This is a genomic window from Desulfovibrio subterraneus, assembly GCF_013340285.1.
GTDB lineage: Bacteria > Desulfobacterota > Desulfovibrionia > Desulfovibrionales > Desulfovibrionaceae > Halodesulfovibrio > Halodesulfovibrio subterraneus.
This window is the reverse complement of sequence record NZ_BLVO01000013.1, coordinates 400,430-424,400: the sequence shown is the minus strand read 5'-3', so window position 1 is coordinate 424,400 and position 23,971 is coordinate 400,430. Positions and strand designations below refer to the sequence as shown.

Sequence of the window (23,971 nt, the reverse complement as noted above, 5' to 3'; positions counted from 1 at the left end):
TTCAAAGGTGGAGCACCATCACGCATGGAGCATGCACCATGACCCCTCATGATGCACGGCGTGCGAAGACAATGCAGTAACGGGAAGAGAGTTCGCTGTTTGTGAAAAATAGTGCATTGTAACACAACCCCTGCATCACAATAACACGCAAACAGCACCGTGATGCATAGTACAGAAATGGAGTTTTAACAAGAATGTGTGAAATAACGATTGGTGTTATGCGCTCAAACAGTCACTTTTCACCAGTCTGCCATTGTTTTCTGCGTACGATACAGCATATTCCATCAACATTTTACTGCAATCAGGCATCATGCACCATTTTTGCCAACTCTTTTGCCAAATCACGCAAAGATCTGCATACGTATATCAGCACCCCATAGCATCACCCCCTCCACGCAAGTGCGCTTCAGCAAAGCACACTTGCAGGAATAGTAGCCATTACCTATTCGATACATCTGATACATGTCCGATCGAATGTACTGACGATACGATTCGGCTACAGGCGGCCGCAGGTCATTTTCCTGCAGCCGTGCAAAATTCTTCCTTGCCCGCTCCTGCCTCTTCAGGTGCACCGGCCAGCAAAACGCCGCAGAGCACCATAGCCGCTCCGCCATACTGGAAGGCGTTCAGCGTTTCGCCGAGCACCAGATAGGCCAGCAGCAAGGTGGAAACGGGAATGAAGTTAGAAAACAGAATAACGTGCGCCGCCTTGATGCGGGTAAGCGCATAATTGATGACGAAATACACGAGAAAAGTGATGCCCAGGCCCATGTAGACAAGCGCGCCTATGGCCTCCCACGGCAGGGCCTCCGGTGCGGGAGCCAGCACGGCACCGGGAAGAAAGAGAAGGGTTACCCGAACAGGCAGTTCTTCGGGAGCAAAGAGAGAGAGGCGCAGAAACGCGCGCATTACGCCGCTTGTCAGCAGCCAGAGGACAGCATGCCGGACAAAGCAGCCGACAACTGAAGAGGTCGCCGTGGACAACACGGAACAGGCCAAATCTGTTCTTTACCACACGGTAAACAAGCACATCGCGGTTCCGTCAAGGGCGGCGATTATCCCTTGCGTTTTTCCACAAGGCGCAGAAGGCTTGCGGCTTCCTTCTGGTGAGGATTGAGTTCAAGCGCCTTGCGCAGGTAGGTGCAGCAGCCATCGTTATCGCCTGCATCGCACAGGCAGCGGGCCATGTTGAACATGAGATGGTCGTCCGCACCGCATAGCTGCTGGGCACGGGCATAGAACCCCAGCGCCTGCGAGAACATGTGGTTGCGGCGCAGGTTGATGCCGAAGGCGTTGAACATGTGCTTGTGTTCTCGCTCAAAAGCGGCCCGCATCTTCACCAGCTTGCGGAAGACCACATCGGCCTTGTCCACCTGCTCACGATCAAGATATGCGAGCCCCAGCCCGAACGTAGCCCGCACGTTGTCTTCATCAAGCTTGAGGGCGGCAAGGAATTCGAGTTCCGCACTGTAGGGTTCGCCATTCTTCAGATGCCGCTCACCACGGGCAATTGTCTTGCCCAGCTCGCGCATGGCCGGGAACACCTTCTCGTGATAGAAATCCGGCTCGGGGGTATAGTCCTGCATCACCTGATCAAGAGAGGCATATTCCGCCTCACCGGAGGGCAGATGATTGGAATTGATGAGGCGGACGGAACAACGGCCATCCGGCTCTTCCATGACATAAAAATACTGCAGTGATTTGGTGTTACGCTTGGTGGTACCATGTCCGATGACAGCAGACTGCTCCAGAGAAAATACCCCTTTCAGCGGTTTTCCTGCAAACGGACTGCTTCCGGATGATTCCGCACTGTCTGCCGCCCCCATTTACTTCCCCCTATTACCGGCACACCACGCCACACGGTGGTGACACCACGCACGATGAGTGTGCAATCATATTTTCCGCAATGTACCAAAACATTCCGGAATAACAAGCTGTTTATTCCTGTAAAACAGCCCATCATATTGAATTTCAAGTCTTTTTTTCAAGAAATTTACTGAGCATGCGAGCTTCACGCAGATCAGGATTCAGGGCAAGAGCCTTCTTCATATACCGTACTGCACCATCGTTATCGCCCGATTCGAGCAGTGAACGGGCAATATTGTACATGAGGTGATCATCATCTCCGGCGAGCTCCGCAGCGCGTGCATAAAACCGAAGCGACTCCTCATACATGGAATTCTTGCGCAGCTTGATGCCAAACTCGTTGAACATGTGCTTGTGCGGAGATTCAAAGGCTGCATCCAGCAGAATGAGACGCTCAAATACCTGCTGTGCCTTCTGCGAATCCGCCCTGTCCAGATACACAAGCCCGAGGCCGAATGTGGCACGCACATTCTCCTCGTCTATCTGCAGGGCATTGTTGAACTCATATTCGGCACTGAACAACTCGCCGTGGCTGCGGTGCCGCTCGGCGCGCGAAATGGTCTTGTTGAGGTTGCGCACAGCGGGCAGCACCCTTTTATGATAGACCGAGGGATCGGGAAGATATGCTTCGAGCAATTCTTCCTGCGAAATGACAAAGCGCTCCCCCGAGGGGATGTCATTTTCGTTGATCACCTGCCCCCATATCCGCCCCCCCTTATCCTGTTCCACGAACACGAGCACGTTCTGCATGACAGTACGCTTCGTGGCACCAAATCCTATCTTCATCTCACGGTCTGTGGAGAAAACCCCTTTTATGGGATAATCCAGACCCTCGAAAGCGTTTATCGCCATGCCGGCCTCCCCGGACAAAACTGTCTTGCGGTATGATCCTATTCTGGAATCGTGAAGATATAATGACTCCCCAGAGAAATAAAAAGATGATATAGATGATATATTATCCGCCCAAATTCAGGAGTATCATCGCATGTCCCGACAACTCTGTATTCACGGTCACTTCTATCAGCCTCCCCGTGAGGATCCATGGATGGGAGAAATTTTTCCCGAGGACAGCGCAGCCCCGAGCCTGAACTGGAACCAACGTATAACACGGGAAAGTTACGCTCCTCTTGCATGGGCCAGACGTACGGACAGCGGAGGGTGCATAACTGACATCCTGAACTGTTACGAATGGATAAGCTTCAATGCGGGCCCCACCCTGCTGGGCTGGATGGAACGTAACGACTACCCCACTTATCAACGGATGGTGGATGCGGACCGCGTTAGCATTGCCCGTTGGGGGCACGGAAACGCCATGGCTCAGGTATACCACCATACCATTCTCCCCCTTGCCTCGGCGCAGGACAAGAAACTTGAAATCGCCTGGGCCCGCGCGGACTTTCGCGCCCGCTTCGGCAGGGAACCGGAAGGCATGTGGCTTGCCGAATGCGCGGCAGACACTGCCACGCTGGAAGAACTGGCCCGTCAGGGCATTCTGTTCACCATTCTTTCCCCGCATCAGGCCGCAGCAGTAGCCGAATCGGGTCCAGACGACCGACAGGAACACTGGCAGCCCGTGCGCGGCGGAGAAATAGACATATCCGAGCCATACAACATCGAGCTGCCCTCCGGCCGGAGCATTGCCGTTTTCTTCTACAACGGTCCCCTGTCTCAGGCAGTTGCCTTTGAACGGCTTCTGCAGGACGGCGAAAACTTCTGGCTGAAACTGAGCGGTGCGGCCAACGGCGGCCTGCTCACGGTGTGCACGGATGGTGAAACCTACGGCCATCACTTCACCTTCGGCGAGATGGCTCTTGCCTACACGCTCGGGCAGGCCATTTCGGGACGGGACAATATGCGCCTGACCAACTACGCCACCTATCTCACCCAGAACCCGCCCACCAGAAAGGTACGCTTGCACGAACCCAGCGCATGGAGCTGCGCCCATGGCGTGGAGCGCTGGCGGAGCAACTGCGGATGCACGGACGGCGGACACCCTCAGTGGAATCAGGAATGGCGGACGCCGCTCCGCGAAGCGCTGAACATGATGAAGAAAGCCGTGGATGCCCACACAACAGCAGAGGCCGCCCTGTTCAAAGACAGTGCCACCGCGCTCGAGAAATACGGCGAAATTCTTGCCGGTTCCGTACCCCGCGAAGCCTTCGCAGCGGACAATTTCACCCCCGGCCTCACACCCGAGGCCACGAAAAAGGCATGGCAACTGCTCGCCATGCAGGAACAGGCTCTTGCCGCCTTTGCAAGCTGTGCCTGGTTCTTTGACGAAATATCGCGCATCGAGCCGGTAAACAGCATGACCTACGCCCTGCGCGCCTTGGAGATACTCAAAGGCACGGACGGCCCCACGCTGGAAAGCGACTTTGCCGCCATTCTCGAAAAGGCCCGCTCGAACAAGACGGAAGAAGGCACCGGCCGCACCGTCTTTGAAAACCATGTACTGCCGAGACGAGAAACCAAAGCCAGCATCATTCTGCAGGCCATGCTGCGTCTGTGGGCGGAAAAGCGACTGCCCTGCCCCAACATCAAAAATACGGTACAATGGCGCAACCTCACCGTCACCATTCTGCCTACCGACGTTGTCGGCGGCAGCCTGTCGGGCGAGGCCCGTATCCGCTGGGCCAACGAGCCGGACGGCTCACCCGTGGAATGGGAATGGATGCCCCCCAAGGCCGGAACCATTCATGAAACCGCCATCACCATCACCGGCAAAGACGGCAGCAGGCAGACCTTGCGCTATACGGAACTGCCCAGAAACAAACGGCAGGCCATTGCCATGCGCGCCATGGAAGTAGCCAACACCCAGCGGCTGGATGCCTTTGAAGAAGATGCCGCCAATGCCGTGGCCCTGTTCGAGCCATGGGTTGAGGCGCAGCACGATCAGCCCATGGGACATCACTGGAAGGCCAATGCTCCCGCTCTGGCCGTGGCTTACATGAAACACCCCGGCCTTTCGGACAACCAGCGCAGGCAACTCGCGCAGTTTCTGACAGACAGCGGCCTGCTCATCGGCGGCGGGCGCGAAGTCATAACCAACTGGTTGACCATGCGCCTGCTGCGCTTCATCGAAAGCGCCTCAGAACCGGACGCCAAGGATGCCGACAGACAGTGGGAGCGGGCGGCATCCATAGTGGAGCGGGCCAGAACGCTGCTGCCGCACCCCGACCTGTGGGCCGTGCAGAACCGGATGTGGGAAACCGGATTCCGATCAGCCGGTGCGCGCAGGTTTGCCACGGCCATCGGCTTCCGTGTCTGACCTGAGCTTTTTACGCACATAAATAACGGCCTGTCGTACGACAGGCCGCTTAAATTGCTTACTAAGTCATTTCTGGTATATTTGGGCTCCGCCGGGCAGGAACCTGACGTTCCTGCACCTCGTACAAGCGATACCAATCCGTTTTTGAACCTCAGTTTCGGCTTAACGGGAATGCGTTTTACTAAAACTGAACGGCCTGTCTTGCGACAGGCCGTTTGCTTTTTTCCAAATAGAACAGGCTAGACCGAATCGGACCAGGCCAAACGAGCTCTTACCAGATCAGGAAGCCTTGGTTCCGGTAGGAACGGTGGCCGTTGCGGTAAGCAGCTGCATGCCGTCTTCCGTCTTCAGCGCCAGAATCATGCCGTGGGATTCAATACCCCGCAGCATTCTCGGCTTGAGGTTGGCAACAACCACCACCTGCTTGCCGACAAGCTGTTCGGGCGTGAAGAATTCCTTGATGCCTGCGCACACCTGACGGGGCTTTTCCTCACCAAGGTCAATCTCCACACGGTACAGGCGGTCTGCCTTGGGGTGGTTCTCAACCAGCAGCACGGTGCCGACACGCAGGTCGACCTTCTGAAAATCTTCAAAGTCGATGGGGGCAATCTCGGCCGGTTCTGTCGGTGCGGGCTTGTCCGCCTTCTTCTGCTCCTTGCCCTTCTTGTCATCCTTTGCCGCGGCAGGCTTGGCTTCTTCAGACTGCTTGCGCAGGGCATCCAGATCAGCTCTGGGGAAGAGGTTGGAACCGGGCGCGGGCGTGATGCCGGAAGGCAGGCCGCCCCAGCTTTCCACTTCTGCGGGCAGATTGATATCCGCAGGCTTGAACGGAATGCCGAGCTGGGTAATCAGCTTGTCAGCGGAATCGGGCATTACGGGCCACAGATGCACAGCCACTTTGCGCATGCACTCCAGCAAGGTGTACATGACGGTGCCGAGGCGTTCCAGATTGCCTTCCTTGAACAGGGTCCACGGCTGGCAGGTATCCACGTACTTGTTCAGCGCGCGCACAAGTTCCCACAGGGATTCCAGACCGTTGGAGAAACGCACGTTCTCGAACAGCTGCTGGAAGTTGCGCATGGAATTGACGGCCAGTTCGCGGATATCCATATCGTCCTGCAGATACTCCGCAGGAGCAGGAATGACCCCGCCGAAATATTTGGTATTCATGGAAAGAACACGGCTGAACAGGTTGCCGAGGTCGTTGGCAAGGTCCGCGTTCAGGCGGGAAACAAGCGCCTCTTCAGAGAAGCTGGCATCGCTGCCGAAATGCATTTCGCGCAGCAGAAAATAGCGGAACACATCCAGCCCGTACTTCTGCACCATGTCCAGCGGCTCGATCACGTTGCCGATGGACTTGGACATCTTGGTATCGCGCACCAGCCAGTAGCCATGCACGTTCAGATGGTTGTACAGCTCGAAACCGGCAGCCTTGAGCATGGTGGGCCAGAATATGGCGTGGGGCTTGAGAATGTCCTTGGCAACAAGGTGCTGCACGCCGGGCCAGAACTTGCCGAACTTTTCGCCGTCGGGCCAGTCCAGCGCGGTCACATAGTTCAGCAGCGCATCGAACCACACATAGGTGACGAAGTTGCTGTCGAAGGGAAGTTCGATACCCCATTCCAGACGCGACTTGGGACGGGAGATGCACAGGTCTTCCAGCGCGCCGCTTTCCAGCAGGGAAAGCACTTCGTTACGGTACCGCTCGGGCCGGATGAAATCGGGGTTATCCAGAATGTGCTGCTTCAGCCAATCCTGATACTTGGACATACGGAAGAAGTAGTTCTTCTCGGCAATGTATTCGGGCTTGGTCTGGTGCTGGGGGCAGAGCCCGTTTTCCAGCTCTTTTTCGGGGTAGAAGCGTTCACAGCCGTAGCAGTAGTGGCCGCCGTATTCACCGAAATAGATGTCGCCGTTGTCATACACCTTCTGCAGCACGTCCTGCACCAGCTTCTTGTGGCGGGGTTCCGTGGTGCGGATGAAGTCGTCATTGGAAATATTCAGGTGCGGCCACAGGTCGCGGAACAGTGCGCTGATGGAATCCACGTATTCCTGCGGCGAGCAGCCGTTCTTTTCGGCAGCCTGCACGATCTTGTCGCCGTGCTCATCCGTTCCGGTCAGAAAATAGGTATCCTTGCCTATGGCAGCCTGAAAGCGGCGCATGGTGTCCGCAATAATGGTGGTATAGGCGTGACCGAGATGGGGCTTGGCGTTCACGTAATAAATGGGGGTCGTAATATAGAAGGACTGCACGAAACTTCTCCTCAGGTCTCCCCCGGCGGGTCAAGCCGCACCGGGGGTTCCGGATATGTCATTATGGCATAACGGCATGGAATGCCGGTATTGGTCGATGGTACGCGTTACACGCCCCTGCTAATCTTCACCGCCGGAAGAAGGGCGACGCTTGCGTTTGCGACGGCCTCTGCTGGTCTTTCTGGCGGAAGGGTCCGCACTCTTGACCGGTTTGCGCAGCGGGGCAAGGCGCGTGTCCTTGGCCGGCTTTTCAGGGGCGGCCGCCGCATCCTGAGCCGGAGCGGCAGGTGCCTGCGGTTCTGCAGCAGGAGCGGCTTCAGCTGTGTTTCCGGCTTCAACGGCAGGTGCCGTTCCCTGAACGTTTTCAACGTCTTCAGGGCCGGATTCGATCACAGCACCGTTTTCGGATTCTGTGCCCACGGCGGCCAGCTCTTCGGGAGCCACTCCTTCGGGAATAATGGCTGAGGCCTCGGCGGAAACTGCATCAGCCCCCTCCTCTGCCCCGGCATCGGTCATATCGTCCGTTCCGGCTTCCGATGCTTCCTCGGCTGCAAGTTCAGCTTCGCGGGCGGCCCGCTTGGCTGCGGCCCGGGCGGCATCCTGCTTGGCCTGATCAGGACGCGAGGGCTTGAGCTGTTCCCAGTCCTCCAGAGGAATTTCCTTTTCCTCGTTGGTCTCCGTCAGCACCGCTATGCTGTTCCGGAACATGTTTGCCCGAAGCACCTTAACAGGGCCGTCCACCGTCTGGTATTTCTTGCCCAGCTTGGGACAGGCGCGGTAGAACTCTTCGTAATTTTCCTGCTCATAAGAAAGGCAGCACAAAAGACGCCCGCAAATGCCGGATATTTTGGCAGGGTTGAGGAACAGGTTCTGTTCCTTGGCCATCTTGATGGTCACGGGAGCAAAGGTGCGCAGGAACTGACGGCAACAGCAGACCATGCCGCAGTTGCCCACAGCACCTATCATCTGCGTTTCGTGGCGCACACCGATCTGGCGGAGTTCAATGCGGGTGCGGTAGTTCTTGACCAGATCCTTGACCAGCTCGCGGAAATCAATCCGTGCCGGAGCGGTGAAATAAAAAACGATCTTGCTGCGGTCGAAATAGACTTCAACATCAACCAGCTTCATATCAAGATCACGGGAACGGATGCAGTCCACGCAGAACTGACGGGCCTCACGGGCAAGAAGCTCATTTTCCTGATCGCGCTCCAAATCTTCGCTGGTTGCCAGCCGGTGCACCGGTTTGATTTCATCGGCCTCAGCCTCTTCAGGCACGTCGTCCCTTTCGGAGACAATGGTACCAAGCCCCTGCCCCTGATCGGTTTTCACGATGACCCGGTCGCCGATTGCCACCTCGAAATCACTTTTTTCAAAATAATATATCTGTCCGTATTCGCGGAACTTAATACCAAGAATTAATCCCATCGGCCTTCTCTTTTTGCCGCACAGGCAGTATCTGGAAAATATGGCGGGCCGGAGAAAAAACTCTCCGGCTAAATATCATTCATACAAACAACCCCTTCTTTTCGACTTTTATGAGAGCTGTGTCAACAAAGCGAATATATGGTTGTCATCCGCGCCAATCGCGATTATGAGAAATCTTTCACAGGCTGGCATCCAAACGCCGGTCGATCTGGAGATGTTGATGATCACTCGTGACGAAGCCTACCAACTATTGCTGAGTCTGCAGCCGGAACAACATCTGGTGCATCATGCGGTAACCTCGGAAGCCGTTATGCGCCAACTGGCTGTCGCATTGAAAGAAGATGCAGATTTGTGGGGCCTTACCGGCCTGCTGCATGACATCGACTTTCCCCGCACCAAGGACACCCCGGAACAACACGGACTTCTGGCCATGGAACTGCTGAAGGACGCCTTGCCCGAAGAAGCGCTTTCCGCCATCCGCGCCCACAACTCCGAATGTACCAACCATCTGCCGACCACCCGGCTCGACTACGCGCTGCGCTGCGCCGAGAGCGTGACCGGACTGGTGTGCACCAACGCCCTTGTCCGCCCTGAAGGCATGAACGGCATGGAACCCAAAAGCCTGAAAAAGAAAATGAAGGACAAGGCGTTTGCCGCAAGCGTGAACAGGGACCGCATACGGGAATGCGAGAAACTGGACATGGATCTGGGAGCGTTCTTTCAAATCGCCATTGATGCAATAACGCCCATCGCCGGCAGTGTGGGGCTGGTGAAAAGCTAATCAAGGAAATCAGACAATGAAAATCTCTTTTGTCATCGTTGCAAAGAATGTGAAGAAGTTCATCGGCAGCTGTCTTGAATCCGTTCATGAAACAGCCACCGATCTCGCCCCGCTGGGCGTTGAAAGCGAAATCATCGTGGTGGACAACGCCTCTTCCGATCAAACTGCGGAAGCTGCCAAAAGTGCGTGTGCAGAAATCTCCCTTATCCGCAACACCGGTGATAAGGGATTTGCCGCCGCTGCCAACCAGGCCATTCAGGCTTCTTCCGGCGACCTTGTGTTCTTCGTGGCGCCGCAGGTTGCTCTGGAAGCCGGTTCTGCGCGCCGCCTGCTCGACTACATGGAAACCAACACAAGCTGCGGCATAGCCGGCGGCCGCATCGTGGACCAGAAGGGTTTCGGTCTCAGAGGCGCACGCCGTCTGCCCGGTTGCATTTCCAAGTTTGTTTCCGCCTTCGGCATTCCCTGCCGCTGCAAAGGTAAGGCTACCCAGCCCAAAGAAGTGCCCGCTGTCACCTTTGCCTTTGCCGTGGTCCGCAAGGCTCTTTTCTGCAACATCGGCAAACTTGACGACCGATTCTTCGGCGGCTTTGCCGACATGGACCTGTGCCGCCGCGCACGCAAGGCGCTGAACCCCGTATGGAAGGTGGCCTTTGTGCCGCAGGCCAGCGCCAAGGTCGTGGACAAGTTCGCCATGAAGGACGAACCTGCCGATTTCTCCCTCTACGGTGCCGGTGTTGTCCGCGCACGCATCAGAAGCGAACAGCTTTACTTCTGGAAACACTACTGTCCCTTCACTGTCTTCTTCTTCGCCGTGGTGGACATTGCGGCACATGCTGTGCGCTTCGGCATCAACCTGCTGCCCAAGATCGGCTCCGCCGACAAGCGCGCATACCACTGCACCGTGGTCCGCGAAACCGCAAGCGCCATGCTTGATACCCAGCTCGGCAGCCAGTTCCCTACCACTCCCTGGTAGCAAGGACTCCTTACTGAAACAACAAAGGCCGCCCTCCGGGCGGCCTTTTCTATTCGCTCAACAAAAAAACTTAATCAGGCTTCGCCCTGGCGAGGCCATGCTTCCCCCCAACGTGCATATAGTTGCGCAGACACGTTTCCCAATACCCTTCAGCCTGCATATCCTTGAGCACAGCGGTAATCCGCCCCCGCTCGGTAAAAAACGGAGAATTACGGGATATGGCCAGATAGACCCCCTGCTCCACTCCGCTCCGCAACGCGGCCTTTACCACGTTTTCCCTTTCGGGAAGGGCGGAGAGCATATAGTCGCCCACGATCTCGGTCTGGATAATCACATCCACCCTGCCGTTCACCAGCTTCTTGATATTCTGGGCAAAGGTGATGACACATTCCTTGCTGATGCGCGGGTCCAGATCGAATGCCGGATAGTAACTGACACCACCGATGACACCTACCTGCTTGCCGTACAGATCTTCCTGCCGTTCGATGGAAATGCCGCTGCCCGCCTTTATGTAAAACACCTTGGCAGACGCTTTCCGGTAAGCGGGCTCTACAAAATACATATACTCTTCACGCTCAGAATTACTCAGCATTCCCGTCATGAGGTCGACCTTGCCGGTCTGCATGCTGCTCAATCCGCGTTCGAAGGGACAATCCACATACTGGACTGTATGACCGAGCCGCGATGCGAGCTCGTTCAGAAAATCGATGTCTATGCCATACTTGGTCCCGTTCTGCCGGGTCATTCTGTAGGGCGCATACTCCGTATATGCCACTTTGATTTCATCGGCCCGCACCATTCCGGGCAAAAACAAAACCAACATGACAAGAAAGCTCATCCGCACCATGAGTCTCATCACATATCCTTATCGAATTAATATTCAACCGAAACCATGCCCCCATGTTCCGGCTGCGGTAATCAATCACACACTAGATTGCACGCAAACAACTCAAACTACTTGAGAGTTATTGATTTGATAAACTCTCTGGATAATTTTTCTATCACCTTTTCTTCTTTCATTGCCTTGATCTGTCCGGAGAACTCATCTGCCCTGGCCAGAAACTGGGACTGTCTGGATAATGTGATGAAGACATCCTGCGGACGGCTGAACCGGTAAGGAGCCATGCTGATCGCATTCTCCAGTCCTTTTCGCTTCAGAACAAACTTCACCATCCATTCTTCACCGATAAAGGTATCAATTCGTCCTTTGAGGAGCTTCTCCACATTCTGGTAGACAGTTCTGACGGCATCCTTGTTGAGGCTATCGTCATCATCAAACTGCGGAAAATACTTGGCCCCGTTGGTCGTGCCGATGACCATGCCACGCAGGTCTTCATACGATTGCAGCTTCGTCTGCTCCCCCTTGCGGAGGCAGAAGACATACCGAATATCGCCGGAATAGGCAGGATCAAGGAAAAGCATGTACTTTTCCCTTTCCGGCCTGCGCAGCACACCAATCATGAGATCAATGTACCCGTCTTCCATGAATTTGAGATTGCGCACAAAGGGAGCGTGGACAAACTCCGGCCTGAGTCCCATACGCCTGCACAGTTCACGGAGAAGTTCCGTTTCTGTGCCGCGTTCGGTTCCGGGTTCAGCCCCCATGCGGGCGGGAGGAAACTCGCTGAACCCTATACGGATAACCGCAGAATTCATCCCGCCAACAGATGCGTCTCCCGCGAAAGCGGTTCCGCATTTCATGCAGATAGCCAGCAGTAAGCATACCGCAAGGCATGATGCACTCTTCATTGTCATATCCCGAGTGTAAGTGTCTCTTCCCCCACCTGAATCTGCAGTTTCTTCAACAGAACTGCAGAGGCCCCCCAGATTTTTTTGTCACCCCCACAAAAAAACCTGTCATCCAATCAGGGAAGGGGACATACGCAAATACGATATAAAGTGCAACACCCAAGAAATGAAGTAGCACAGGGTAAGAAACAGTAACTACTCTCAAACCTTACACAACATTACGAAAGAAAAGGCACAATCACTTTTGTAACTGTGCCTAAGCTAACATTGCGTCAAAAAAAGATATTGTAAAATATTGTGAGCGTCCGCCGGGGGCGTTTGGCTTCATAAAAAAAAGAGACAGGTGGATATATGTAAAAATGACTAACGGGCCGACGCTATCTCCGCACGCAAGCGGGCAACCATTCCGGCAATGTCATCCGCGCCGACAATCTCGGAAACAAGTGCGCAGCATCGGGCACCGTGCCGCACCACATCTGCCACGTTATGCAGCTTGATTCCGCCTATGGCCACGTGCGGGATATCGTGGTTTTTCACAACATATTCCAGATACTCGTATCCCACCGGAGCGCACACATCCTTCTTGGTCTTCGTGGCAAAAATGGGACCCACGCCGATATAGTCCGCCCCGCGTGCTATGGCATCGCGACACTGCTCGGGCGAATGGGTGGACAGGCCGATGATCTTGCCGGGGCCGATAAGTCGGCGCACCTCTTCCACGGGCAGGTCTTCCTGCCCCACGTGCACACCGTCGGCATCCACAAGCATGGCAATGTCTATATGGTCGTTGACGATGAAGGTGCACCCTGCCTCGCGGGTCATGCGGCGCAGTGCCACGCACTCTTCCAGCATGGCTCCGGCCTTCTTGTCCTTCTCACGGTACTGAAGCACCTTTATGCCCGCCTTGAGCATGGCATCCGACACCTCGATGGTGGTGCGGCCTGCAGACAGGCCTTCATCCGTCAGGGCATAGATATCAGTATCAAGAACACGCTGCATGGCTGTCTCCTGCTTACTTCTGTTCCGGCCTGCACGGGCCGAGAATGTGGTTTATGACGGCATCGGCCTGCATGGCCGCCACCATGGTCACGCGTGGTGCCATGGGGGGCATGGAGGCTATGTCGCTTGCAAAGTCCCCCACAAGGGCCGCAACGTCACGGATGCGGCGCGTGCGCATATCCGGTCCGCCCCATCCGGCCATGCCGGAGGCGGAAACGAAGAATTCCTTGCGTCCCATAAAGGCTTCGGCAAGCATCTTCTTGCCCTCCACACCGTCCAGCGCCTCCACCACTATCGCACAGTCTTCAAAAACTGCGTCGACGTTGGCTTCCGTCAGTTCCAGACGATGAATGGTCACCTGAATTCCGGCATCTATGGCCTGCAGGTTATCCCTGAGGGCTGCCACCTTCGAACGTCCCACCTGATCCTCGAAAAAGAACTGGCGGTTGAGATTGGAAGGTTCAATGGAATCATGATCGGCAATTACGAAGCGGCGGACGCCGGAACGGGCCAGCATCATGGCGCAGTTGGAACCAAGTCCGCCTGCACCGGCAATGCCCACGGTCACGGCTTCCAGCCTCTCCAGCTGGATTGCGGACAGATACCGTCGCAACCCGGACCGCAGGGTGGATTCTTCCGGAGCATCGCCCAAGGCTTCCGGAACATCACTCATGCCTTCCGGAGCATCGTGCACGGCATATGGGGCGGACTCCCCTGCGGGACAACTCCCTGATTCCTGACCGGGAGCTGACAAGACAGCCTTATCCTTCACGCAGTCCTCCGTTCAATCATCCGTATAATCACCCGCAGTGGCATCGGCATTGCCGTTTGCGCCGCCACGGGCAGCGACGGGCAGCCCCGGGCAGCGACGGCCAGCCACGATCAGACAGTTCCCTGAACCATGCGCACAGGCGGCTCCGCTACACGGCAACGGCCTTTTCGAGCGGTTCCCAGTCCTTGAACACGGGCTGGTATCCATGCGCACGGATGGCGGCGCACATTTCGTCCACGCTGCGGGGATCGGAGATCTCGAACTGGCCGACCTCTTCTTCCTCGCTGGTGTGTCCGCCCACGGCGGTTGTCACCCCTGCGGACATTCTCGTCACACCAAGGGGAACAAGGTTGTCACGGAATGCGGGAGCCTCGCGCGACGAGATGGTTATGCCGCAACGGGGCAGCACAATGCGCTGGGCAAGCATGATCTGCACGAGCTGTCTGTCATCCACTATGGATGCAGGCTGAAACTCGCCAGCATGCGGACGCATACGGGGGAAGGAAATGGCAATCTCGGTCTGGGGAAACGCATGCTGCAGGTAGTGTGCGTGCAGACCGGTGAAGAAGGCATCCTTGCGCCAGTCATCCAGCCCGAGCAAGGCACCGATGTTGACCACGCGCATGCCTGCCTTGCAGGCACGTTCAGGCGCATCAAGCCGGAAGCCGTAATCGCTCTTGGGACCGGCCGGGTGCAGTTTGGGGTAGAGCTGCGCGTTGTAGGTCTCCTGAAACATGGTCATGCTGTCCACGCCGCAGGTGATGAGGTGCTCATATTCTTCCTGCGTCAGGGCGAACACTTCCACTCCGATGGAGGGGAACAGGTCGCGCAGCAGCTTTGCAGCATGACCGATGTATTCCACCGAGGCAATCTTCGGCGCCTCGCCGGTCAGAAGCAGCAGCTGCTTCAGCCCCGTGGCCGCAATGACTTCACCTTCACGGCGTATCTGCCCGTCATCCAGCTTGGTACGGCGGATGGAGTTGCGGGTGTTGAAGCCGCAATAGATACACTGGTTGGTGCAGAAGTTGGAGATGTACATGGGCGTGAACAGCTGAATCGTGCGGCCGAAATGCTGCACGGAAAGCCGGTTCGCCCGCTGCGCCATGGCCTCAAGCTGTCCCGCCGCGGCAGGTGACAGGAGCACGAGCAGGTCCTCGGCGGAATGTGTCCGCCGCGAAAGAGTCCGTTGCACATCCGCCACGGTTACCCGTTCCATCATGGCGGCCACATCAAGGCCGGCATACTGTTCCATGACCTGTGCAAACGCCATTTCTTATTCTCCGAGAAAACCTGTTAACGGTGAAGATGCCGCAGCCGCGCCCGTAAGTACCGGTCCTGCCTTGGCAAGAAACGCCTGCCGTCCGGCACGCACGGCAGCGCCGAAGGCATCTGCCATGACCACGGGGTCGCCCGCCGTGGCAATGGCCGTGTTCACGAGGCAGGCATCTGCACCCATTTCCATGGCATCGCAGGCTTCGGAAGGCTTGCCGATGCCCGCATCCACAACGATGGGCACATCGAATTCCTCAATGAGAATGCCGATCATCTCGCGGGTACGGATGCCGCGGTTGGTGCCGATGGGAGCACCCAGCGGCATAACGGCGGCGGCCCCTGCATTCACGAGATCGCGGGCCACATAGAGGTCCGGATTCATGTAGGGCAGCACCACAAAGCCTTCCTTCGCCAGAATTTCCGTTGCGCGCGCAGTCTGGTAGCCATCCGGCAGCAGGTAGCGGTTGTCGGAAATCACTTCGATCTTGATCCAGTTGCCACATCCGGCGGCGCGTGCCAGCCGTGCGATGCGAACCGCCTCTTCGGCATCGCGCGCACCGGAAGTGTTGGGCAGGAGCTGCATGTGCTTCGGAATGTGCTGCATCACATTCCCCGTGGCGGCGTTCATATCCACCCTTCTCAGGGCCACTGTAATGACCTGCGAACCGGAAGCGCGACAGACATCGGGGATGACCGCATCAGAGCCGTATTTTCCGGTACCGATGAACAGACGGCTTTGCAGCCGGACGCCACCGATTACCAGAGGGTCGTTGTTGTTGCTGTGTTCCATTAGCCCCCTCCTACGAAGTGCAGGATTTCGAGTTCATCCCCGGCGACAAGCCGGACGCTTCCAAGGTCATCAGCCACTACGATGGAACGGTTATGCTCCACCACCACGGAACGCACATTCAGCCCCCTGCCCTCCAAAAATTCGAGCAGGGTCTGGCCATCCGCGCATTCGGTTGTTTCTCCGTTTACCCGAATAGTCATCCTTTCCTCCTGTTCCACGGCAGAAAAAAAGCCTGCCAAGAGGCAAGCCAATATACCGCTACTGCGGACAGCTTCCCTCCGGCGGTGTAAACCGCGTCAGGTTCAAGGGGTCTGGATACCATCCACTCTCAGCCTGCATACTCCGGCAGGCTCCCCCAGCTTGTTTGTCTGCTTCTCCGCAAGGGAAAAGCCATAAAAAAACGCCTACCTGAATGGGTAAGCGTTACGGCAACGTTTGTTGCTGCAGCTTCCCTACGCCGGTGTCAACCGATTCAGGTTCGAAGGGTCTGGGCTTGGCCCACTCTCAGCCGACGCCATGCTGTGCATAGCTCCGGCTCCCCTAGCTGTTTGAATACTCAGTACTCCAGCAAAATACCCCTGTAAAGGAGTTTATGAAAATTCCTGAGTGCCTAAACGGTAACCTGCTCATTTTATTTCACACCCTCTTGCGCAGTAGCACGATTAGGGATACCGTCACACGCAAAAGACACGACCACTCCGGAGGTATTCATGTCGCATCCGTCTTCCGCCCGCCGGCTGACCGGCATCATCTGTGCCCTGCTCCTCACCCTGCTTGCAGCCCCGGCTGCGCATGCCCACCGCGTGAACATATTCGCATGGGCGGAAGGCACGACCATTCATACAGAAGCGACGTTCAGCAGCGGCAACAAGGCACAGAAAAGCCACGTTACCGCCACGGACAAGAAAACCGGCGCTGTACTCGCGGAAGGTGATACCGGCGCGGACGGGATATGGAGTTTTACTCTTTCCAAAGAAGTGTTGAGCAGCAAGCCCGATATTCTGCTCACGCTCAACGCCGGTGAAGGACACGCCAACACGTGGACCATTGCCGCAACTGAATATGCCGGAGCAGCAACGGCAACTCCGGCCACGCAGCAGACGGCGGATAATTCCGACGGCGACATGCCTCCCTTCATGGAGGCCGATGCCCCTGCCTCTTCCGCTAACTCTGCCCCACTTGGTGGCGGAGTGGATGCCGAAGCACTGCGGCAAATCGTCACGCAGGCCGTGGATGCGGCGCTGGAAAAGAAGCTGGCTCCCATCCGCCGCCAGCTTGCCGAAGAAACCCAGCATGGCCCCACAGTGCAGGACATCATGGGGGGCATAGGCTACATTTTCGGCCTGATGGGTATTGCCGCATACATGAAGTCGCGGCGGAAGTAAGACGCAAATACAGTAAGAAAAGCGGGACACCATGGTGCCCCGCCTCAGGTTACCGACAAACCTTCGTTATCAGTAAAAACGTATTTCCGTTAAGCCGAAGCTGAGATTCGAAAAACGGATTTTCATCGCTTATACGAGGTGCAGGAACGTTAGGTTCCTGCCCGGCGGAGCCAAAAAATACCAAAAATGACTTTGTCTGCTATCTGAACGGGGCACCATGGGTGCCCCGCTTTTGTTTTCAGCAAATTCCGCGACTACTTGTCCTTGTGTACCGAGGCATGGATGGTACCGTCCGGCAACACATAGGCATGGGCCATGTGGTCGGTGTTGTGGAACACCCCATATTCGCCCTTGTTGTTGAGCATGATAATGCCCGCATGCCCCTGCACACGCGCATGCAGCAGTTCTATGCCCTTGCGGGCAGCCGCCATGGCGTCGTTTTCCGCAAGATACTCGCAGGCAGACCGGCACATGAGCGTGCGGATGATACCTTCACCAAATCCGGTTGCGGAAGCCCCGCCGAGCAGGTTGTCGCAATAGACACCGGCACCGCAGATGGGGGCATCGCCCACACGGCCGGGTCTCTTGCCCGGAGTCCCCCCTGTGGAGGTGGCAGCGGCCATGTTGCCGTACGCATCTATGGCAACCGCCCCCACCGTACCCTGCGGCACCGGCTTGAAGGCGTTGTGGGTGCAATAGCCCTGCTGATTGCAGATGGTCTCGAAAAGTTTGAGCTCACGCTCCGTCACCAGTGCACGAGGATCACATTCCTTGAGCCCCTGCTCGCGGGCAAAGCGCTCTGCCCCCTCGGCCACCAGAAAGCAGAATTCCGTATCCATGAGCTTGCGGGCTATATCCACAGGTGTCATGTAGCGGCGCACCGCCGCAACAGCCCCAAAATTCAGATCTCTGCCGTCCATGATGGAGGCATCCATCTCTATCTGCCCGTCGCTGTTAAGCACGGAACCGCGCCCCGCATCAAAGGTGGGGTCAATTTCCAGCACGTTCACTGCCGTCTGCACGGCATCCAGTGCCGTGGCACCACGCTGCAGCATGGTCCATGCGCGCTCGGCCGCCTCGTGGCAGCCGTCTATATGCGCCTGCTGGCGGTCTGCGGGAATGGTCCACGCACCGCCGTGCACAATGATCTTCGGTTCCATACGTTTTCCCGCCTTGTTGAGAGCTGACAATCCGACAGGCTTTTTACTGGGCAAGCGTTCGATGATCAAGGGACAACTGCACAATTACCGCACGTCCGTTCATGAAGGGCGGCTCTGTTGCACGACACTGGGTGACACAGAGCACACGACCCGCACGTGTCAACGGATTACACGAATTACACAAACTTCACGGATTACGCGGATTTCTCGGCCGCCGCACGCCAGACCTGCCAGACCACGACGGACTACTTGCTGCCGGAAGAAACAGGCGAAAAACACAGAGCCGCCAACGGAGGCAGCGTAAGCTCAAGATAGTACCCGCCGCTGAAATGGTCCTGCTCCGCCATGAGCGCACCGTTGTTTCCCACGTTGGAACCGCCGTAATGCTCGCTGTCCGAGTTGAGCAGTTCCTGCCATTGTCCTCCGCCGGGACAGGCTATGCGGTAATGCTGCCGCACAACCGGCGTGAAGTTGAATACCCAGAGCAGCGGTCGTGCCTCCGGTGCCATGCGCTGAAAACTGATGACCGATGCCGCATAGTCGGTAATATCCACCCAACGGAATCCGCTCCAGTCGTGATCTGCCTTGTGCATGGCCGGTTCGCGCACCAGCACGCCGTTCAGGTCCTTCACCAGATTGCGGATGCCCTCATGCGCAGGGAACTGCCGCAGGCACCAGTCCAGCTCGCGTTCTTCGCTCCACTCGTTCCACTGGCCGAACTCGCCGCCCATAAAGAGCAGCTTTTTGCCCGGATGCGCCCACATGTAGCTGAAAAGCAGGCGCAGGTTGGCCTGCTGTTGCCACATGTCGCCCGGCATCTTGGAAAGCAGCGCGCCTTTGCCGTGCACCACTTCGTCATGCGACAGCGGCAGTACAAAATTCTCCGAAAAGGCGTAGAGCATGGAAAACGTCAGACTGCTGTGATGGTGGGGCCGGTAGATGGGGTCCTTGCGCATGTAGTCCAGCATGTCATGCATCCAGCCCATGTTCCATTTGAAGGTAAAACCAAGCCCTCCGGCATACAGGGGACGGGAAACCCCCGGCCAAGCCGTGGATTCTTCGGCTACCATGCAGGCACCGGGAAACTCGGCATGCACAACGCGGTTCAGTTCGCCGAGAAAATCGACGGCTTCCAGATTTTCTCTGCCGCCGTACATATTAGGCACCCACTCGCCCTGCTTACGCGAATAGTCGAGATAGAGCATGGACGCCACGGCATCTATGCGCAGCCCGTCTAAATGGAACTCGCGCAGCCAGTACAGGGCATTGGCAAACAGGAAGTTGCGCACCTCATGCCTGCCGTAGTTGAAAATATAGGTACCCCAGTCGGGGTGCTCGCCAAGGCGGGGGTCCAGATGCTCATACAGCGCACTGCCGTCAAACCGCCCGAGGCACCATTCATCCTTGGGAAAATGCGCCGGAACCCAGTCCAGAATGACGCCAATACCCGCCTGATGAAAACGGTCAACAAAGTTCTTGAGCATCTCAGGCGTGCCAAAACGGGACGTGGGGGCATAATAATGGCTGGTCTGATATCCCCACGACTGGTCAAGCGGATGCTCGGCTATGGGCATAAGCTCGATATGGGTGAACCCCATTTCCTGCACATAGGGAATGAGACGGTCCGCAATCTCGTCGTAGTTCAGAAAGGGACTATGCTCGCCGTAGCCGTTGTGGTGACGCATCCATGAGCCGAGATGCACCTCGTAGATGGAGACGGGACCGTGCAGAGGCGCACCTTCGTCAAGGCGTCGCTGCATCCATGCCTCATCCTGCCACTGATGGTTATCCAGATCCCACGTGACAGAGGCTATTCCGGGACGCATTTCCGCATACAGGGCCATGGGGTCGGTCTTGTACATCACCCGCCCGTCAACTCCGCGGATACCGAACTTGTAAAGAGCCCCCTTGCCCAGCTCCGGCACAAATGCCGCCCAGATGCCGGATGAGCCGACAGGATACAGCGGCAGTTCACCATACCGCCAGTCATTGAAGTCACCGGTCAGGTGCACTTCCTGCGCATTGGGAGCCCACACCGCAAAACGGTATCCCGCTCCCCCGTCCTGTTCAACAGGGTGCGCGCCGAGTATGCGGTACAGGTCCCAGTGTTCTCCCTTACCGAAGAGGTAAAGGTCGAAGGGTTCGATAAACGTAGGTAGCGTCTGCATTCGATAGTATCCTTGGAACCCTACTGCATTCCCAGTTCGCGGTAGAGTTCTATGTATTCGGCAGCGGAGCGCTCCCAGGTGAATTCCTGATGCATGGCCCGGCGCACCATGGCCTGCCATGCGTCGGGCGTGGTTTTCCATACGGTCACGGCCTGCATCACGGCGTCCAGAAACGCCTTGGATGTGGGCTCTTTGAAAATGAATCCGGTGGCATCCTTGTCAGGCCACGGCACAATGGTGTCGCGCAGCCCGCCCACGGCCGTTGCCACAGGCGGCGTGCCGAAACGCAGGGCATACATCTGCGTCAGGCCGCACGGCTCATAGGTGGAAGGCATGAGAAATATATCGCATCCCGCCTGAATGCGGTGTGCAAGATCTTCCGTGTAGCTGACCAGCGTGGAAAGACGACCGGGGTAATCCTCCATCATGTTCTGCAGGCGGGCTTCTTTTTCCAGATTGCCTTCACCCAGCACCACAACGCCCACATCCTGCTGTAACAGCTGGGGCAGAATATCGATGAGCAGATCCACCCCCTTCTGACGGCGCAGGCGGCCTATGAAGCCAAGAATGGGCTTATCCTTCAGTGCCGGGTCAAGGTGCAGTTCATTGATGAGGCTTATCTTGCAGTTGCGCTTCCCCTTCAGGGCATTGACCCCGTAATTGCAGGGAATGAACTTGTTGTTGCCGGGGTTCCATATGGAATAATCCGCCCCGTTCAGAATGCCGTGCAGTTTGTGCTGCCGCGCCCGCAGCACCCCCTCCAGCCCGCAGCCGAACTCCTCGGTAAGAATCTCCCGGGAATAGGTGGGCGAAACAGTGGTGATCTTGTCTGCGCAGGATATGCCGCCCTTGAGAAAATTGAAGTCGCCGTAGAACTCCACTCCGTTCATGGACCACGCCTGCGGCGGCAACCCTGCCCCTTCAAAGAGACGTGAAGAAAACCGCCCCTGAAAGGCAAGGTTGTGAATGGTCATGACGCTGCGGGTATCCTGCCAGAACGGATCGGTCTGCCGCCAGTAGTTCAGATAGGCCGGAACAAGCGATGCCTGCCAGTCGTGCGCATGCAGGATGTACGGAGCGGGACCGAGGCGCTTGAGAAATTCCATGACCGCGCGGTTGAAGAATATGAACCGTTCCGCGTTGTCGAAATAGTCGCCTTTATGGTCGTTGTAATAGAACCGCCGGTCGAAATATTCGCTGCGATGCACGAAGTAGACCGGCATGCCGTGAAAGTTGGCCTGAAATATATCAGCGGTAATGGGCGCCCAAGGGTAGCCCACCTGGCAATCGGACCATGCCAGATGCACGCCGAACTCTGCCGAACCCAGTCTCCCGTAAAACGGGGTGACGACCGCGGTCCGTATCCCCATCCTGTGCAGCGTCAGCGGCAATGCCCCAAGAACGTCACCCAGACCACCCGTCTTGGAGAAGGGATACATTTCCGATGTAATGAATACAACCTGAGGTCTCATCTGCTTCCATACCTCTTCATGCTCTGTCCTGTTCCTTCTTCCGACTTGCCTCCCCCTCAGAAGCAGGCCGGTATCTGAAACCGGATACATCGATTAGACGCTACTCCGCCCGATGAAGAATTCAATTATTATGGTCAGCTCGATGTTTTAGCATCGTGTTGGAGCCGCTTTTTGAAATCATCCAGAATGCGACCATGGTCAAAACACAGACCCGGCAGGGCATTCAGCGGAAAGAAACGGGCAGCACCGGCATCATCTCCGGCAGTCAGCACGGTTACATCCTCTGCCGTGGCCGTAAAAACGCAGCTCATGGTATGCATGCGCGCATCCCGCGAGGGATCGGAATACACACCGAGCAATCCGGTCAACGTAACGGCAAGGCCGGTTTCCTCCGATGCTTCGCGAACAGCGGCAGCCTCCACTGTCTCACCGTAGTCCACAAACCCACCGGGTAACGCCCACCCTAAGGGCGGATTGTTACGTTCGATCAGCAATACCCCCTTGTCCGGTTCATGGATTATAATATCCACTGTCGGAACCGGATTACGGTATATTCTGACACGTTTTCCGCAATGCGGGCAAGTTGAATCGCTGTTCATCTGAATACTCCTGCACGTACAGTGTACACCCAGAACCCGCCAACTCAAAAGGGAAAAGAGATCAAAAAAAGGACGGCCCTGCCGGTGCCACCCGACAAGGCCGTCCTTTTGCCAAAGAAAGAAGGTATTCGTTCTTAAGCACACACCATGCCAACATCAGCAACCGTTGACACAATTACAACTAACAGTGCAGAACAACACGGATTTTACACATACAACCCCTTCCTGCCTGTACGGCAAAAAAGTACAAGGAACTGAACCGGCGCTTTTATCCGGACAAAAATCCTGTACTCCCGCCCCCGCTCTCTTTGTATGCCGAGGCTCATGGGCTCCCCGCAGACGTTTGCGCTTATGGCATAATCCGGAAACCGGCCGCCAGCAGCGCTTCTTCCGTAACCGGCCCCTGCCGCACGATACGCACGGTCTCCGGCCCTGTTATCTCGACCAGCGTGGAGGCTTTGCCCCCCTGTGGTGCGGGCGGCATATCGAGCACACCGCCGGTGCCAGCAACAAGCCGCGGGTCCAGCCCGCCAGCCTGCGTGGTTGCGGGATGCCCGCTGATATTGGCGCTGGTGGAAACAAGCGGCACACCCGCGGCAAGGCACAGTTCGCGGGCCATGGGATGGGGTGACAGGCGCACGGCCACCCTGCCGGTCTCGCCGGTAAGAATGGCCGGAACGGCAGCGGAAGCGGTAACGAGGATGGAGAGCGACCCCGGCCAGAAGGCATCTGCCAACCTGTTCACAGTTCCGGAATTCACATCCGTGAGCATGCCGAGCTGCTCGCGGCTGCCGATAATCACGGGCAGGGGCATGGAACCGGAGCGCTTTTTGGCCTGAAAAACCCGCTCAATGGCAAACACATCAAAAGCGCTGCACCCCACGGCAAAAAACGTCTCCGTGGGATAACACACCACGTCGCCGTTTCTCAGCAGGCGAACCGCCGTTTCCATATCCAGTCTGTCCGGCGTTGCCGTTTGCATGCGCACTCCTACTGTTCTTTTCTCCGCCTGCGGAAACATGCCGGGGTTGCCCCT

Annotated in this window: 21 protein-coding genes and 2 riboswitches; of the genes, 4 read left to right on the top strand and 17 right to left on the bottom strand. The window is 56.7% G+C overall.

Annotated features, from left to right (window positions below):
* Positions 1-513: 513 nt before the first annotated feature.
* The 3 genes from HUV30_RS08820 to HUV30_RS08810 all read right to left on the bottom strand — a co-directional run bounded on the left by HUV30_RS08820 (position 514) and on the right by HUV30_RS08810 (position 2,718).
* On the bottom strand, positions 514-909 hold the full coding sequence (locus HUV30_RS08820; protein WP_174405075.1) for an EamA family transporter: 396 nt from the start codon (positions 907-909) through the stop codon (positions 514-516).
* A gap of 146 nt (positions 910-1,055) precedes the next feature.
* The gene (locus HUV30_RS08815; protein ID WP_174405074.1) at positions 1,056-1,826 is read right to left on the bottom strand and encodes a tetratricopeptide repeat protein; all 771 of its coding nucleotides are present in this window, start codon (positions 1,824-1,826) and stop codon (positions 1,056-1,058) included.
* Positions 1,827-1,971: 145 nt separating this feature from the next.
* Positions 1,972-2,718 carry a tetratricopeptide repeat protein gene (locus tag HUV30_RS08810; RefSeq protein ID WP_174405073.1) on the bottom strand — a complete coding sequence of 249 codons (747 nt, stop codon included), beginning with the start codon at positions 2,716-2,718 and terminating at the stop codon, positions 1,972-1,974.
* A 133-nt stretch (positions 2,719-2,851) separates the two neighbouring features.
* Between HUV30_RS08810 and HUV30_RS08805 the strand changes: the two genes are divergently transcribed.
* Positions 2,852-5,134: a DUF3536 domain-containing protein gene (locus HUV30_RS08805; protein ID WP_174405072.1), complete on the top strand. Its 2,283-nt coding sequence runs from the start codon at positions 2,852-2,854 to the stop codon at positions 5,132-5,134.
* A gap of 279 nt (positions 5,135-5,413) precedes the next feature.
* On the opposite strand, the gene metG is transcribed toward HUV30_RS08805, so the two are convergent.
* Both metG and HUV30_RS08795 read right to left on the bottom strand, forming a co-directional pair.
* Entirely contained in the window at positions 5,414-7,387 is a 1,974-nt protein-coding gene (metG, locus tag HUV30_RS08800) for a methionine--tRNA ligase (RefSeq protein WP_174405071.1), read from the bottom strand.
* A gap of 120 nt (positions 7,388-7,507) precedes the next feature.
* Positions 7,508-8,812 (bottom strand): PSP1 domain-containing protein, encoded by a 1,305-nt coding sequence (locus HUV30_RS08795; RefSeq protein WP_174405070.1) that lies wholly within the window; start codon positions 8,810-8,812, stop codon positions 7,508-7,510.
* 220 nt (positions 8,813-9,032) lie between these two features.
* On the opposite strand from HUV30_RS08795, the gene HUV30_RS08790 reads away from it, so the two are divergent.
* Together HUV30_RS08790 and HUV30_RS08785 are read left to right on the top strand one after the other, a co-directional pair.
* Entirely contained in the window at positions 9,033-9,593 is a 561-nt protein-coding gene (locus tag HUV30_RS08790) for an HDIG domain-containing metalloprotein (protein ID WP_174405069.1), read from the top strand.
* Positions 9,594-9,609: 16 nt separating this feature from the next.
* Entirely contained in the window at positions 9,610-10,569 is a 960-nt protein-coding gene (locus HUV30_RS08785) for a glycosyltransferase (RefSeq protein ID WP_174405068.1), read from the top strand.
* A gap of 70 nt (positions 10,570-10,639) precedes the next feature.
* Here the strand turns inward: HUV30_RS08785 and HUV30_RS08780 are convergent, their stop codons facing one another.
* From HUV30_RS08780 to thiS, 7 genes are all read right to left on the bottom strand, one after another.
* The gene (locus HUV30_RS08780) at positions 10,640-11,392 is read right to left on the bottom strand and encodes a substrate-binding periplasmic protein (protein WP_174405067.1); all 753 of its coding nucleotides are present in this window, start codon (positions 11,390-11,392) and stop codon (positions 10,640-10,642) included.
* Between the two features lie 131 nt (positions 11,393-11,523).
* The gene (locus tag HUV30_RS08775) at positions 11,524-12,318 is read right to left on the bottom strand and encodes a substrate-binding periplasmic protein (RefSeq protein WP_174405066.1); all 795 of its coding nucleotides are present in this window, start codon (positions 12,316-12,318) and stop codon (positions 11,524-11,526) included.
* 363 nt (positions 12,319-12,681) lie between these two features.
* Positions 12,682-13,317: a thiamine phosphate synthase gene (gene thiE / locus HUV30_RS08770; RefSeq protein ID WP_174405065.1), complete on the bottom strand. Its 636-nt coding sequence runs from the start codon at positions 13,315-13,317 to the stop codon at positions 12,682-12,684.
* A gap of 13 nt (positions 13,318-13,330) precedes the next feature.
* Positions 13,331-14,089 carry a sulfur carrier protein ThiS adenylyltransferase ThiF gene (gene thiF, locus HUV30_RS08765; protein ID WP_243452125.1) on the bottom strand — a complete coding sequence of 253 codons (759 nt, stop codon included), beginning with the start codon at positions 14,087-14,089 and terminating at the stop codon, positions 13,331-13,333.
* A 148-nt stretch (positions 14,090-14,237) separates the two neighbouring features.
* Positions 14,238-15,359: a 2-iminoacetate synthase ThiH gene (gene thiH, locus HUV30_RS08760; protein WP_174405064.1), complete on the bottom strand. Its 1,122-nt coding sequence runs from the start codon at positions 15,357-15,359 to the stop codon at positions 14,238-14,240.
* A gap of 3 nt (positions 15,360-15,362) precedes the next feature.
* A complete protein-coding gene (locus HUV30_RS08755) occupies positions 15,363-16,151 on the bottom strand; it encodes a thiazole synthase (RefSeq protein WP_174405063.1) in 789 nt (262 codons plus the stop codon).
* Positions 16,151-16,351: a sulfur carrier protein ThiS gene (thiS, locus tag HUV30_RS08750; RefSeq protein WP_174405062.1), complete on the bottom strand. Its 201-nt coding sequence runs from the start codon at positions 16,349-16,351 to the stop codon at positions 16,151-16,153. The genes HUV30_RS08755 and thiS overlap by 1 nt, the downstream gene beginning before the upstream one ends.
* 56 nt (positions 16,352-16,407) lie before the next feature.
* A riboswitch (TPP riboswitch) is annotated at positions 16,408-16,518 on the bottom strand.
* 65 nt (positions 16,519-16,583) lie between these two features.
* Positions 16,584-16,703, bottom strand: a riboswitch (TPP riboswitch).
* 158 nt (positions 16,704-16,861) lie between these two features.
* Here thiS and HUV30_RS08745 point away from each other — a divergent pair.
* Positions 16,862-17,536, top strand: coding sequence for a NikL family nickel/cobalt ECF transporter subunit (locus HUV30_RS08745; RefSeq protein WP_174405061.1), 675 nt, complete (start codon positions 16,862-16,864; stop codon positions 17,534-17,536).
* 254 nt (positions 17,537-17,790) lie between these two features.
* Here HUV30_RS08745 and HUV30_RS08740 read toward each other — a convergent pair whose 3' ends face one another.
* The 5 genes from HUV30_RS08740 to HUV30_RS08720 form a co-directional block, all read right to left on the bottom strand.
* Positions 17,791-18,696, bottom strand: a complete 906-nt coding sequence (locus HUV30_RS08740) for an isoaspartyl peptidase/L-asparaginase family protein (protein WP_174405060.1) — start codon at positions 18,694-18,696, stop codon at positions 17,791-17,793.
* A 245-nt stretch (positions 18,697-18,941) separates the two neighbouring features.
* Complete coding sequence (gene glgB / locus HUV30_RS08735) at positions 18,942-20,864, bottom strand: 1,4-alpha-glucan branching protein GlgB (protein ID WP_174405059.1); 1,923 nt, start codon at positions 20,862-20,864, stop codon at positions 18,942-18,944.
* Positions 20,865-20,884: 20 nt separating this feature from the next.
* Complete coding sequence (glgA, locus tag HUV30_RS08730; protein ID WP_174405058.1) at positions 20,885-22,336, bottom strand: glycogen synthase GlgA; 1,452 nt, start codon at positions 22,334-22,336, stop codon at positions 20,885-20,887.
* A 134-nt stretch (positions 22,337-22,470) separates the two neighbouring features.
* Entirely contained in the window at positions 22,471-22,935 is a 465-nt protein-coding gene (locus tag HUV30_RS08725; RefSeq protein ID WP_174405057.1) for an NUDIX domain-containing protein, read from the bottom strand.
* Positions 22,936-23,284: 349 nt separating this feature from the next.
* A complete protein-coding gene (locus HUV30_RS08720) occupies positions 23,285-23,917 on the bottom strand; it encodes an L-threonylcarbamoyladenylate synthase (protein ID WP_174405056.1) in 633 nt (210 codons plus the stop codon).
* Positions 23,918-23,971: the final 54 nt, after the last annotated feature.

Coding starts and splice junctions, on each gene's coding strand:
- HUV30_RS08725 (WP_174405057.1), bottom strand. CDS start 22,935: ATGAACAGCGATTCAACTTGCCCGCATTGCGGAAAACGTGTCAGAATA.
- HUV30_RS08745 (WP_174405061.1), top strand. CDS start 16,862: ATGTCGCATCCGTCTTCCGCCCGCCGGCTGACCGGCATCATCTGTGCC.
- thiS (WP_174405062.1), bottom strand. CDS start 16,351: ATGACTATTCGGGTAAACGGAGAAACAACCGAATGCGCGGATGGCCAG.
- thiE (WP_174405065.1), bottom strand. CDS start 13,317: ATGCAGCGTGTTCTTGATACTGATATCTATGCCCTGACGGATGAAGGC.
- HUV30_RS08820 (WP_174405075.1), bottom strand. CDS start 909: ATGCGCGCGTTTCTGCGCCTCTCTCTCTTTGCTCCCGAAGAACTGCCT.
- thiH (WP_174405064.1), bottom strand. CDS start 15,359: ATGGCGTTTGCACAGGTCATGGAACAGTATGCCGGCCTTGATGTGGCC.
- HUV30_RS08755 (WP_174405063.1), bottom strand. CDS start 16,151: ATGGAACACAGCAACAACAACGACCCTCTGGTAATCGGTGGCGTCCGG.
- HUV30_RS08790 (WP_174405069.1), top strand. CDS start 9,033: ATGATCACTCGTGACGAAGCCTACCAACTATTGCTGAGTCTGCAGCCG.
- HUV30_RS08810 (WP_174405073.1), bottom strand. CDS start 2,718: ATGGCGATAAACGCTTTCGAGGGTCTGGATTATCCCATAAAAGGGGTT.
- HUV30_RS08785 (WP_174405068.1), top strand. CDS start 9,610: ATGAAAATCTCTTTTGTCATCGTTGCAAAGAATGTGAAGAAGTTCATC.
- glgB (WP_174405059.1), bottom strand. CDS start 20,864: ATGCAGACGCTACCTACGTTTATCGAACCCTTCGACCTTTACCTCTTC.
- glgA (WP_174405058.1), bottom strand. CDS start 22,336: ATGAGACCTCAGGTTGTATTCATTACATCGGAAATGTATCCCTTCTCC.
- HUV30_RS08805 (WP_174405072.1), top strand. CDS start 2,852: ATGTCCCGACAACTCTGTATTCACGGTCACTTCTATCAGCCTCCCCGT.
- HUV30_RS08795 (WP_174405070.1), bottom strand. CDS start 8,812: ATGGGATTAATTCTTGGTATTAAGTTCCGCGAATACGGACAGATATAT.
- HUV30_RS08815 (WP_174405074.1), bottom strand. CDS start 1,826: ATGGGGGCGGCAGACAGTGCGGAATCATCCGGAAGCAGTCCGTTTGCA.
- HUV30_RS08780 (WP_174405067.1), bottom strand. CDS start 11,392: ATGTTGGTTTTGTTTTTGCCCGGAATGGTGCGGGCCGATGAAATCAAA.
- HUV30_RS08740 (WP_174405060.1), bottom strand. CDS start 18,696: ATGGAACCGAAGATCATTGTGCACGGCGGTGCGTGGACCATTCCCGCA.
- HUV30_RS08775 (WP_174405066.1), bottom strand. CDS start 12,318: ATGAAGAGTGCATCATGCCTTGCGGTATGCTTACTGCTGGCTATCTGC.
- HUV30_RS08720 (WP_174405056.1), bottom strand. CDS start 23,917: ATGCAAACGGCAACGCCGGACAGACTGGATATGGAAACGGCGGTTCGC.